The 11,172-nt window shown below is 67.2% G+C and carries 12 protein-coding genes; 10 read left to right on the forward strand and 2 right to left on the reverse strand.

The genetic code is table 11. The annotated features are described in order from the left end of the window. Positions 1-14: 14 nt before the first annotated feature. From CQ050_RS25275 to CQ050_RS25320, 10 genes are all read left to right on the forward strand, one after another. On the forward strand, positions 15-815 hold the full coding sequence (locus CQ050_RS25275) for a methionine ABC transporter ATP-binding protein (RefSeq protein ID WP_105559563.1): 801 nt from the start codon (positions 15-17) through the stop codon (positions 813-815). Next, a complete protein-coding gene (locus CQ050_RS25280; protein ID WP_105559620.1) occupies positions 815-1,477 on the forward strand; it encodes a methionine ABC transporter permease in 663 nt (220 codons plus the stop codon). Before CQ050_RS25275 ends, CQ050_RS25280 begins: the two co-directional genes overlap by 1 nt. Before the next feature lie 17 nt (positions 1,478-1,494). After that, complete coding sequence (locus tag CQ050_RS25285; RefSeq protein ID WP_105559564.1) at positions 1,495-2,322, forward strand: MetQ/NlpA family ABC transporter substrate-binding protein; 828 nt, start codon at positions 1,495-1,497, stop codon at positions 2,320-2,322. Between the two features lie 25 nt (positions 2,323-2,347). After that, positions 2,348-3,253: an ATP-binding cassette domain-containing protein gene (locus tag CQ050_RS25290; protein WP_105559565.1), complete on the forward strand. Its 906-nt coding sequence runs from the start codon at positions 2,348-2,350 to the stop codon at positions 3,251-3,253. A gap of 69 nt (positions 3,254-3,322) precedes the next feature. Continuing rightward, positions 3,323-3,538, forward strand: a complete 216-nt coding sequence (locus CQ050_RS25295; RefSeq protein ID WP_046805592.1) for a molybdopterin-binding protein — start codon at positions 3,323-3,325, stop codon at positions 3,536-3,538. A 121-nt stretch (positions 3,539-3,659) separates the two neighbouring features. Continuing rightward, entirely contained in the window at positions 3,660-5,105 is a 1,446-nt protein-coding gene (locus tag CQ050_RS25300; protein ID WP_105559566.1) for a DUF3300 domain-containing protein, read from the forward strand. 5 nt (positions 5,106-5,110) lie between these two features. Next, positions 5,111-5,983, forward strand: a complete 873-nt coding sequence (locus CQ050_RS25305) for a DUF2950 family protein (protein ID WP_105559567.1) — start codon at positions 5,111-5,113, stop codon at positions 5,981-5,983. A 211-nt stretch (positions 5,984-6,194) separates the two neighbouring features. Beyond that, entirely contained in the window at positions 6,195-7,139 is a 945-nt protein-coding gene (locus tag CQ050_RS25310; protein WP_199196932.1) for a YncE family protein, read from the forward strand. Continuing rightward, on the forward strand, positions 7,123-7,941 hold the full coding sequence (locus CQ050_RS25315; protein ID WP_369868827.1) for a polysaccharide deacetylase family protein: 819 nt from the start codon (positions 7,123-7,125) through the stop codon (positions 7,939-7,941). The genes CQ050_RS25310 and CQ050_RS25315 overlap by 17 nt, the downstream gene beginning before the upstream one ends. Positions 7,942-7,943: 2 nt before the next feature. After that, a complete protein-coding gene (locus tag CQ050_RS25320) occupies positions 7,944-8,951 on the forward strand; it encodes a sterol desaturase family protein (protein WP_105559568.1) in 1,008 nt (335 codons plus the stop codon). 75 nt (positions 8,952-9,026) lie between these two features. Here CQ050_RS25320 and CQ050_RS25325 read toward each other — a convergent pair whose 3' ends face one another. Continuing rightward, positions 9,027-9,533 (reverse strand): acyl-CoA thioesterase, encoded by a 507-nt coding sequence (locus tag CQ050_RS25325; RefSeq protein ID WP_105559569.1) that lies wholly within the window; start codon positions 9,531-9,533, stop codon positions 9,027-9,029. A gap of 79 nt (positions 9,534-9,612) precedes the next feature. Continuing rightward, on the reverse strand, positions 9,613-11,148 hold the full coding sequence (locus CQ050_RS25330; protein WP_105559570.1) for a DUF1254 domain-containing protein: 1,536 nt from the start codon (positions 11,146-11,148) through the stop codon (positions 9,613-9,615). Between the last annotated feature and the right edge of the window lie 24 nt (positions 11,149-11,172).

Genomic DNA, 11,172 nt, shown 5'->3' on the forward strand with positions numbered 1-11,172 from the left:
ACCGGAGCCCCGCGATGAACCCGATTTCTCCCCTTTCCGCCGTGCCGCAGACGGTGATCCGCCTGGATGCGGTCAGCAAGTCCTACGCGACGCGCGCCGGCCGTTTCGACGCCGTGCGGGACGTGTCGCTGTCGATCCGTGCCGGCGACACCTTCGGCATCATCGGCAAGAGCGGCGCGGGCAAGTCCACGCTGCTGCGGCTGATCAACCTGCTCGAACGTCCGGATGCCGGCGCCGTGCACGTGGCGGGCACCGAACTGACGGCGCTGTCCAAGCGCGCATTGCGCGGCGCGCGCCAGCACATCGGCATGATCTTCCAGCAGTTCAACCTGCTGCAGAACGAGACCGTGTTCGAGAACGTGGCGTTTGCGCTGCGGGTGCATGGCGGGCGTAGTCGCGAACAGATCGCGCAGCGCGTGCGGCAGTGCCTGGAAATCGTCGGGCTGACGGACAAGACGGCCAGCTACCCCGCGCAGTTGTCGGGCGGCCAGAAGCAACGCGTGGCGATCGCCCGCGCGTTGGCCAGCGAACCCGCGGTGCTGCTGTGCGACGAACCCACGTCGGCGCTCGACCCCGAGACCACGCGGTCGGTGCTTGCCGTGCTGCGCGACATCAACAAGCGCCTGGGGGTGACCATCGTGATCGTCACGCACGAACTGGCGGTGGTGCGCGCCCTGTGCCGTCACGTGGCTGTCATGGAAAACGGGCAGGTGCTCGAGCAAGCCGAAATCTCGGGCGCCAATGTGCATCTGTCGTCCGCGCTGGGCCGCGAGCTTATCCGCGAAGCCACCCATCCCTACGAAGAGGTCGCATGATGCTGGATACCTTTGTGCAGTTGCTGCCCGAGCTGGGCGTGGCGGTCGGCCAGACCTTTCTGATGCTGGCCATCGCGTTGGCGGCATCCATCTTGCTGGGCGGGCCGTTGGGCGTGTGGGTGTTCCTGACGGGGCCCGGCCAATCGCTGGACCGCCCGGTGTTGCACCGGCTGCTCAGCTGGACCGTGAATACCGTGCGCTCGTTCCCGTTCATCATCCTGCTGGTGGCGCTGGTGCCGTTCACGCGGGTGATCGCCGGCACGTCCATCGGACCCGTGGCGGCGGCGGTGCCGCTGTCGTTCGCGGCGATCCCGTACTTCGCGCGGCTGGTGGAGCAGTGCCTGCGCGACGTGCCGCGGGGCGTGATCGAGGCCGCGCATGCCGCCGGCGCGTCGGAACTGCAAATTGTGCGCCGCGTGCTGTTGGTGGAGGCGCGTTCCGGCCTGGTGCTGGCCCTGACGGTGCTGGCCGTCAGCTTTCTTTCGTACTCGGCGGTGGCCGGGGTGGTGGGCGGCGGCGGCATCGGCGACCTGGCCATCCGGTATGGCTACTACCGTTTCCAGACCGACGTGATGGTGCTGACCGTGGCGCTGCTCGTCGTGCTGGTGCAGATCATCCAGGTCGCCGGCAATACCGTCGCGCGCCGCATCGACAAGCGTTGATTCCAATGAGAACTCCCATGGCATTCCCCCGTTCGACCCTGATCGCGGCGCTGGTCGCCCTGTGCGTGGCCGGCGCCGCGCAAGCCGCGGATCCGGCCAAGAAAGAGATCGTGTTCGGCGCCACCGCCGGCCCCTATAGCGACCAGATCAAGCTGGGCATCAAGCCCATCCTGGAGAAACAGGGCTACACGGTCAAGATCGTGGAATTCAACGACTACATCCAGCCGAACTTCGCGCTGGCGCAAGGCGCGCTGGACGCCAACGCCTTCCAGCATGTGGTTTACCTGAAGAACTTCGCGGCCAGGAACAAGCTGGAACTGTCCGAGTTGGTGAAGGTGCCCACCGCGCCGATCGCCATCTATAGCAAGAAATACAAGAGCGTGGACGCAGCGCCCGACGGCGTCAGCGTGGCGGTGCCCAACGACCCGACCAACCAGGCGCGCGCGCTGGTGGTGCTGCAGGACCTGGGCTGGGTAACGCTGCGCGAAGGCTACGACCCCTTGCAGGTGTCCGAGAAGGACGTGGCCGTCAATGTAAAGAAGATCAAGCTGATCCCGCTTGAGGCGGCGCAGCTGCCGCGATCGCTGGACGACACGGACTATTCGTTCGTGAACGGCAACTTCGCCCTGGCGTCCGGCCTGAAGCTGACGGCCGCGCTGGCGTTGGAGAAGACCACGCCCGCCTATCAGAACCTGGTGGCGGTGCGCACGGCCGACATCGACAAACCCTTCGTGAAAGACATCGCGGCCGCGTATGCGTCGCGGGAGTTCCTGGCGGTCACCGAGCAATCGTTCGCCGGTTTCGTGAAGACCGATTATCAGCAGAAGCTGGAAGCGGCCCGCTAGGGCCGTCCGGCGGGAGCGCAGGGTCATGTTTGTCCATCCCAACGAGTTCGAACTGCTGCAGCATCTGGAGGTGCCGGGGCGGGCGCGGCACGACGAGGCGCTGGACGCGGGGCAGGATGACTGGCGGGCGCTGCGCGTCACCGTGCGCAAGCTGAACAAACGCCATGGCGCGCGCGATGTGCTCAAGGGATTGGACGTTGATATCGCCGCCGGTGAATTCGTGGCGGTCGCGGGACGCAGCGGCGCCGGCAAGAGCACCTTGCTGCGCATCCTGGCGGGGCTGGAGCGCCCCAGTGGCGAGCAGGGCGGACCGCCCGCGCGATCCCCCGTACTGTTCGACGGCTTTCCGCAATGGGCGTCCGATGACCGCGTGCGGCTGCTGTTTTCCGACGCCCGCCTGCTGCCTTGGAAACGTGTCTGGCAGAACGTGGCGCTGGGGCTGCCGGGCGGCGCGCGGACGCTGGCCGGCGAAGCCTTGCGGCAAGCGGGGCTGGGCGGGCACGGCGACGACTGGCCGGCCAGGCTGACCGAGGCGCAGCGCCAGCGGGTGGCCTTGGCGCGCGCGCTTGCGCGCCGGCCCGGCCTGTTGCTGCTGGACGAGCCGTCCGGTGGCCTGGATGCCCTGACGCGCATCGAGGCCCAGGCCGCCATCGAGCAAGCGTGGCGGCATGCCGGATTCACCGCCGTGCTGGCCACGCGCGACGTCTACGAGGCGGTGGCGCTGGCCGATCGCATCCTGGTGATCGACGACGGCGTATTGGTGTTCGACGAACGGGTCGAACTGGCACGGCCGCGCGCACGGGGGTCGCCCGCCTTCGCGGCTTTGGCGGCGCGCGTGTTGCGCGCCGTGTTGAAAGAGCCCGATCCGCCAGACGCGGACCGGCACTTGGCGCCGGTGGTCCAGATTCGGCATTTACGGCTGGCGGTATAGCGCCGCGCGGCCGGCATTCACGCAATGGCGCCATGACGGCGCCGCCTTTTCCCTTTCAGGAGCAAGACCATGACCATTCAGTCCATTAACGCCCGCAACCAGTTCCGCGGCAAGATCAAGGAAATCATCCTGGGCCCGGTGGTGTCCGAAGTGGATGTGGACACCCCCGCAGGCATCGTCACGTCGGTGATCACCACGCGTTCCGTCAAAGAGCTGGACTTGCAGGTCGGCACCGAAGTGCTGGCCTTTGTGAAGGCGACCGAGGTGTCCGTCGCCAAACTGTGAAAACGAATGGATCGACGCCGGCGCTTTCCTTGTGCCGGCGTTAGGCATATATTGTCAGCGCGTTATCCGGCGGTTTCCTCCTGGCTTGTGGCTTCATGCGTTGCTTCACGGAGAACGGTTCATGCGTCGACTGCAAGGGTGGTTCATCGGCTGGTTATGCCTGGGGCTGGCGGTCTGCCTGCCCGCCATGGCGCAGACCAAGCTCGACAATGGGCAGTTGGATCAGCTGATGGCGCCGGTGGCGCTCTACCCTGATGCCTTGCTGTCGCAGATACTCATGGGGGCAACCTACCCCGACGACATCGCCGCCGCGGCCCAGTGGTCGGCCGCGCACACGTCGGAATCCGGCGACAAGGCGGTCAAGGCGGTCGAAGGCGAAAGCTGGGACCCCAGCGTCAAATCCCTGGTCGCCTTCCCCTCCGTCATGGACATGATGGGCCGGCAACCCGACTGGGTGAAATCGGTGGGCGATGCCTTCCTGGCGCAACCCGACGGCGTGATGGACTCGGTTCAGCGGCTGCGCGTGCAGGCGGAAAAGGCCGGCAACCTGAAGAGCACGCCGCAGCAGAAGGTCTCCTCAAGCACCACCAACGACAAGACCGTGGTCGTGATCGAGCCGGCCGACCCGCAAGTCGTTTACGTGCCCAGCTACAACCCGACCGTGGTCTACGGCGCCTGGGCCTACCCGTCCTATCCCCCCTATTACTATCCGCCGCCGCCGGGCTCCGTCTTCGCGACTTCGCTGGTGGCCGGCATCGGTTTTGGCCTGGGCGTGGCCGCCGTCGATTCGATGTGGGGCGGATTCAACTGGGGACATAACGACGTCGACATCAACGTCAACCGGTACAACAACGTCAACGTCAATCAACGAATCGACAACGCCCGGAACAACAACGTGTCCTGGCAACACAATCCGGCCAACCGCGGCAACACCCCGTATGCGGACCAGGCCAACCGCCAGCGCTTCGACAGCCAGCGCCAGGCGGGCCTGCAGAATCGCCAGGCGGGACAGCAACGCGCGGGCCAGGGCGGCAGGGCCCCGGTGGGCGCCGCTGCGCCGAATTCGCGTGATGCGGCCCGCGACCGCGCGGCGCAATCCTTCCAGGGGCGCACGGGGCAGCCGATTGCGGGCCATGCCGAACCGGGCGCCGGGCGCGGACAAGGCGCGGCGGGACGGGGTGGCGACGGCGCGGGTGGCCGGGCTCAGGGCGCGGGACAAGGCGCGCGTGACCATGCCCAGGGCGCAGGCGCCGGACAAGGCGCACGTGACCGGGCGCAGGGCGGGCAGACACAGCACGCCTCCGGCGCATCCACGCATGATCGCCAGGCGGCGGCGCAACGCCAGCGCGCAGACGAATCCGCGGCGCGTGACCGGGCGCGGGCGTCCAACAGCAGCAGCGCGCTGCACGACGCCGGCAACGGCGACCGCATGCGTCAGCAAAGCCACCGCAGCGACATGAACCGGGGCGGCGGAGGCGGAGGCGGCTTCCAGCGAGGCGGCGGCGGGGGCGGGCATCATATGGGCGGCGGTGGCGGTGGCGGCGGTCATTTCGGCGGCCGGAGGTAAGCACCATGGACAAGGGAGCTTTCATGACGAATGCCTGGGTTCGTGCCCGCGTGCTGGGCGCCGCGACATTGCTGGCGTTGGGGCTGGCGGCACCGGCCGCGGCGCAGAGCGTGTATCCGACGTCGCAGGCAGCGGCGGATGCCTTTGCCGACGCGCTGGCCACCAGCGACCCGGCCGCCATTGCGAAGGTGCTGGGGCCTGATCACAAGCAGATCGTGCCGGGCGGCGTGGCGCAGGACGATATCTACCGTTTCCTGGCCGCGTGGGCGAAAAAGCACGAGATCGTCGCGGACGGCGGCCGCTCCTGGCTGGCCGTCGGCGATTCCGGATGGACCATGCCAGTGCCCATCGTGCAAACAGGCAAGGGCTGGCGGTTCGACCCGGCGGCGGGCAAGGCCGAAATCCAGCGCCGTGCCATCGGCCGCAACGAACTGACTGCAATCGAAACCCTGCAGCAGCTGCAGGCGGCGCAGACCCGCTATCAACAAGGCGTGGGGCAGGGCCGCTATGCGACCCGACTGGTCAGCCGCCCCGGCACGATGGACGGCTTGTACTGGCCCGAGGTGCCGGGCGCGCCGCCGCAGGCCTTTGGGCCGGACGCGTTGGTGATGGGGCCTGACGTGCCGGTGGAAGACGCCTATGCCGGCTACCGCTACAAGGTGCTGCCGGGTGGGCAAGACACGGCGTATCGCATCGTGGCGTGGCCGGCGCGCTACGGCAAGACCGGCATCGGCACCTTTGTCATCGGTCCGCAAGGCGGCGTGCGCGAAGCCGATCTGGGCCCCTCGTCGGCGTCCCGCGCGGCAGCCTTGCGCGAACGCGATATCGCGTCCGACGCCTGGGTCGACGCTGATGCGCAACCCGTTGGCGCCAAATGACTTTTCAGTGAATTCAGAGGGTTTTCAGGCGGGGGTTGTTGCGGGGTCGCAACAGGCGTGTACGTTTGTCGCCAAACCCCCGGCTGTTGCCCTTTTGAAAGGTGGCTGTGCCTAAAATGGCGGGCATTGGGATCGGTGCCCGATCCTTACTTGCCGGACCTTGAAATTGAACCCCTTGCATTTTGTCCGCTACGCCTTGGCCGGCGTAGGGATGGCGCTTAGCGCAGCGGCAGCATCCGCCCCGATTTTTGTCCTGAATTCCCTGGACGCCAACGTCAGCATCGTCGACCCGGTTTCCTACAAGGAACTGCGGCGCGTGCCCACCGGCAAGGAACCGCACCACCTGTATCTGACCCCGGACGAAAAGTCGCTGATGGTGGCCAACGCCACGGGCGATTCCATCACGCTGATGGACCCCAAGACCGGTGAAGTACAGCGCACCCTGACCGGTATCGTCGACCCCTACCAGCTGCAATTCTCGCCGGACATGAAATGGTTCGTCACGGCGGCCAACCGCCTGGACCATATCGACATCTACGCCTGGAAGCCGCTGGAAAAGGGGTTTGACCTGACGTTGGTCAAGCGTATTCCCGCGGGCAAGACGCCCAGCCACATCATGATCGACAAGAAGAGCACGACGGCGTACGTGACCTTGCAGGACAGCGATCAACTGATCGCCATCGACCTGGCTACGCAAACGCCCAAGTGGACGGTGTCCGTGGGCAAGACGCCCGCCGACGTGTTCCTGACGCCCGACCAGAAGACGCTGCTGGTGGCGCTGACTGGCGACTCCTTCGTCGAAGCCTACGACGTCAGCAACGGCCCGGCCAAACTGGTCAAGCGCATCCCGACGGCCGCCGGCGCGCACGCCTTCCGCGCGCAAGGCGACAAGCGCCATCTGTTCGTCAGCAACCGCACCGCCAACTCCATCAGCCGCATCGACATGCAGACGCTGGCCGTCACCGACACCTTCCCGGTGCCGGGCGGCCCCGATTGCATGGACGTCCTGGCCGACGGCAAGACGTTGCTGGTCACGTCGCGCTGGGCGCGCAAGCTGACCGTGGTGGACCTGGAACAGAAGAAGGTCGTCAATCAGGTCACGGTGGGCAAGTCGCCGCACGGCGTCTGGACGCTGAACCATGCGCCAACCCGATAGGTGTAAGGGCCCCGCCCCTGCAGTGAAAAGCCTTCTTGCCGCCGTCCTGGCGTTTGCCGTCCCGATGGCGCATGCGGCCGCGCCGACGACATGCGACAAGCCGGTGTACCTGACGTTCGACACCGGCCACATGGGCGTGGCGCCGCTGATCGCCGACGTGCTCAACCGCCATCACGTCAAGGTCACCTTCTTTCTGGCCAATGAACGCACGAAGACCGACGGCGCCAGCCTGGACGACGTCTGGGCGCCGTGGTGGAAGGCGCGCGCGGCGGAAGGCCATGCCTTTGGCTCGCACACCTACGACCATGTCTACTGGCGGGGCGACCTGCCGGGCGGCAAGTTCCGCGTAAAGCCCAGCGCCGGCCCGGACACGGGCAAGACCGCTGAATGGACGGCCGACCAGTACTGCGCCGAGATCAAACGGTCCGCCACCCGATTCCACCAGATGACGGGCCAGAACATGCTGCCGCTGTACCGCGCGCCGGGCGGCAAGACCTCGCCCGCGCTGCTGAAGGCCGCCAAGGCCTGCGGCTTCGAGCACGTGGGCTGGGCCCCCGCCGGTTTCCTGGGCGATGAACTGCCCAGCGACAAATTCCCCAATGCCCGCCTGCTGGACCAGGCGCTGCGCACCATCAAGCCCGGCGACATCCTGCTGGCGCACCTGGGCATCTGGTCGCGCCAGGATCCCTGGGCCCCCGCCGTGCTCGAGCCCCTGATTGTGGGCCTGCAGCAGAAGGGCTATTGTTTCGCTACCTTGAATACGCATCCCGCCTACCGCGACTGGATCGCTACGCATCATTGATCATGGACACCCTCAGTCAATTGTTCGGGGAATGCCAGCAATGGCTTTTCGAGACCCTGATCCAGCCCGCGCTGTTTCACCTGGGGATGAGCAACTTCATCGAAGACGGCTACGACGCCACCATGTGGTTGCTGGTGGGCCTGGTGCAGGTCGCCGTGCTGGTACTGGTGTTCGGGCCCTTGCAGCGCCTGCGGCCGGTTGAAGCGGTCACCGACCGCCGCCAGATCGGCATTGACGTGCTGTACACGCTGATCCACCGCCTGGGCGTGTTCCGCCTGGCGCTGTTCTTCACGATCGACCCGTTCTGGGACAGCATCTTCGGGCAACTGCACATCTGGGGGTTCGCGCCGTTCCAGCTGGACCAGTATTGGCCGGGCGTGACGGACAAGGCCTGGGTCAGCCTGATCATCTACCTGCTGCTGTTCGACGCGGTCGACTACGTGTACCACCGGGCCCAGCACCGTTTCAGCTGGCTCTGGGCGCTGCACGCGGTGCATCACAGCCAGCGCCAGATGACCATCTGGAGCGACGACCGCAATCACCTGCTGGACGACATGCTGCGCGACGTGCTGGTCGTGTTCGTGTCGCAGCTGGTGGGCGTGCCGCCCGCGCAGTTCGTGGTCGTGGTGGCGATCACCCAACTGGCGCAGAGCTTTTCGCACGCCAACCTGCGCATGCATTTCGGGGCGCTGGGCGAGCGCCTGCTGGTCAGCCCGCGCTTTCACCGCCATCATCATTCCATCGCCTACGACGCATCGTCGCCGGGGCCGGTCGGCGGCTACAACTTCGCCGCGCTGTTCCCGATCTGGGACGTGCTGTTCCGTACCGCCCGCTTCGGCGTGGGCTACGGCCCCACGGGCATCCACGACCAGCAGGCGGAACTGGGCGGCCGCGACTACGGCCGCAGCTTCTGGTCGCAGCAATGGCTGGGGTTGAAACGCATGGTGGGCCGCGACCGCGAACCCGCCTCCGCGCCGCCCAGCCCGCCGGGCGCCGCGGAACGCGCCTGACGGCGTCAGCCCCGCCCTGGCGCATGCAAGAAAAAACCGAGCCTGCGGGGCTCGGTTTTTTTTGGTGTGGCGCGTTCAGGCGGCCGGCGTGTCGTGCGTGGTTTCGCGCTTGATCTCGTCGTGGCGGCGTTCCATTTCCTGCCGCAGTTCGCGGCGCAGGCGCGCGGCCTCGAAGCGCTGCTTTTCTTCCAGGTTGCGCGGTGCAAGCGGCGGCACGGCGGTCGGCGCGCCCTGGTCGTCCACGGCCACCATCGTGAAATAGCAGCTGTTGGTATGGCGCACGAGTTTCTTGCGGATGTCCTCGGTGACGACCTTGATGCCGATCTCCATCGACGTGCGGCCGGTGTAGTTCACCGCCGCCAGGAAGGTCACCAGTTCACCTACGTGAATGGGTTCGCGAAACACCACCTGGTCCACGGACAGGGTCACGACATATTGGCCGGCGTACCGGCTGGCACAGGCATAAGCCACCTGATCCAGGTACTTGAGGATGGTTCCGCCGTGCACGTTTCCTGAAAAATTCGCCATATCCGGCGTCATCAGGATGGTCATCGACAGTTGGTGGCTAAAGGCGTCGTCCATGGCGGGCGCTCATCATTCATGAATAAAACGCCTATGGTAGCGGCAGGCGCCTGTCATGGCGCCGTCATTCCGGCGCCGTCTAGGGTTTCTTCGCGGCGGGAGCCGGTGCCGGGGTAGCGGCCTTGGCCGGGGCGGCGGGCATCGCCTCGGCCACCGGTTCCGCCACAGGCGCGGCCTCCGGCTCCGCCAGCGGTGGCGGCGCATCGCGTACCAGTGGGGGCGGCATCCACAACCCGTCCAGCAGCACGGGGCCGGGCTCATAGACGCGCAGCAGCAGCGTTACCGGCCCTGCGGCCGGGATGGGCAGCCAATTGGCCTGATCTTCAGGCGGGGGCGGCGCGTGGCTTACGTGCAAATCCAGCGAACCATCGGCGTTGTAGCGCAAGGGCGCGCGGTCACCCAGCGCGTAGCGGTTCAGCATGTTGGTCACCGGCATGCCCTGGCCGTCATAGGCGGCCAGCGACCACAGCGCGCCTGCGGGCGGCAACTGGCCGCTTTCAAAGCGCAGCACGTAGCGGTGCGCGCCACCGACCGGCGCGCCCTGGCTGTCGGCGGCCAGCAGCAGCACCGCCAGATCCTCGGGCAGGCCCGAACCGGGTTGCGCCTGGGCGGCCAGCGCGCGGCGCAGATAGGCGCTGCCGTACACGCCGATGCTGGCCGTTTCCTGCTGCCAGCCGTTCTGGCCGCGCAGCGTGCCGCCAGCTGCGGCTTCCATGCGCTCGCGGCCTGCCCGCAGGCCACGGCGCATGCCCTGCTTGGCGGGATGCTCCAGGCGGTCGAAGTCGAAAGTCCTGCCGGGTATCAGGCCGACCCGGCGCAGTGGGGCCAGCACGGGCTGGTCGTTGGCGTGCGGCGGATGCTTGCGCAGCAGCTCGGCCGCATAGGTGAAGAAGGCGTCGGTGGGCATGGATTCGACTTGCTCGCGCACCGGCACTTTCAGGTCCAGGTTCGGGTCGGACTTCACGCGTTGCGACTGGGCGGGCAGGTTCCACTGAGACAGCGGCGTCAATGTGAATCCGTCCTGCAAGGTGTTGACAGCGGGGTAGTCCGCCGGTCCGTCGGCCTGGATCAGGGCCTTCGCCCAGACGTAGGCCGTGGGCGCATCGATGCGTGCCATGCCCGACGGCAGCGTGCCGGTCCAGCCCGGCGGCACGATCACGGTATTGCCCTTGGCCGTGCCCGTCGTGCGCTTGCCCAGCGTGGCGAACACGTCCGTCCACATGTCCAGCAGCGTCAACGCGTACAGCCGCCCTTGCGTGTCCGGCACCGACAGCACCACGGGGCCGGCCGTCAGGTCCACCCAGCCGGTGCTGCGCAGCATGTCGGGGTTGGCCCAAGGCGTGGCCGCGCCCGGCTGGGGCAGGGTGCGGACATGCAGGAAGGCATTGGACGGCGCGCCCTGAGCGCCCTGCGACGGATGCGTGAACTGGCGCCGGGTCAGGTCCATCGTGACCAGCGGATAGAAATACAGATAGCCGTCCATGGCCGCTTGATGGGCGGCTTCGGTGGCGGCCGCGGCCGGCGACAAGGCAGCCCGGGCGGGGGCGGCGGCAGCAGGGGCGGCTGTCCCGGCCAACGCGGCAAGGGACAGGGCCAAGGGGGCAAAGCGGCGCATCGGCGCTCCAGCGAATCAGGCGGT

The sequence above is a fragment of the Achromobacter sp. MYb9 genome (assembly GCF_002975275.1).
Taxonomy (GTDB): domain Bacteria; phylum Pseudomonadota; class Gammaproteobacteria; order Burkholderiales; family Burkholderiaceae_B; genus Achromobacter.

Coding starts and splice junctions, on each gene's coding strand:
- CQ050_RS25280 (WP_105559620.1), top strand. CDS start 815: ATGCTGGATACCTTTGTGCAGTTGCTGCCCGAGCTGGGCGTGGCGGTC.
- CQ050_RS25325 (WP_105559569.1), bottom strand. CDS start 9,533: ATGGACGACGCCTTTAGCCACCAACTGTCGATGACCATCCTGATGACG.
- CQ050_RS25315 (WP_369868827.1), top strand. CDS start 7,123: ATGCGCCAACCCGATAGGTGTAAGGGCCCCGCCCCTGCAGTGAAAAGC.
- CQ050_RS25275 (WP_105559563.1), top strand. CDS start 15: ATGAACCCGATTTCTCCCCTTTCCGCCGTGCCGCAGACGGTGATCCGC.
- CQ050_RS25330 (WP_105559570.1), bottom strand. CDS start 11,148: ATGCGCCGCTTTGCCCCCTTGGCCCTGTCCCTTGCCGCGTTGGCCGGG.
- CQ050_RS25320 (WP_105559568.1), top strand. CDS start 7,944: ATGGACACCCTCAGTCAATTGTTCGGGGAATGCCAGCAATGGCTTTTC.
- CQ050_RS25300 (WP_105559566.1), top strand. CDS start 3,660: ATGCGTCGACTGCAAGGGTGGTTCATCGGCTGGTTATGCCTGGGGCTG.
- CQ050_RS25290 (WP_105559565.1), top strand. CDS start 2,348: ATGTTTGTCCATCCCAACGAGTTCGAACTGCTGCAGCATCTGGAGGTG.
- CQ050_RS25310 (WP_199196932.1), top strand. CDS start 6,195: ATGGCGCTTAGCGCAGCGGCAGCATCCGCCCCGATTTTTGTCCTGAAT.
- CQ050_RS25305 (WP_105559567.1), top strand. CDS start 5,111: ATGGACAAGGGAGCTTTCATGACGAATGCCTGGGTTCGTGCCCGCGTG.
- CQ050_RS25285 (WP_105559564.1), top strand. CDS start 1,495: ATGGCATTCCCCCGTTCGACCCTGATCGCGGCGCTGGTCGCCCTGTGC.
- CQ050_RS25295 (WP_046805592.1), top strand. CDS start 3,323: ATGACCATTCAGTCCATTAACGCCCGCAACCAGTTCCGCGGCAAGATC.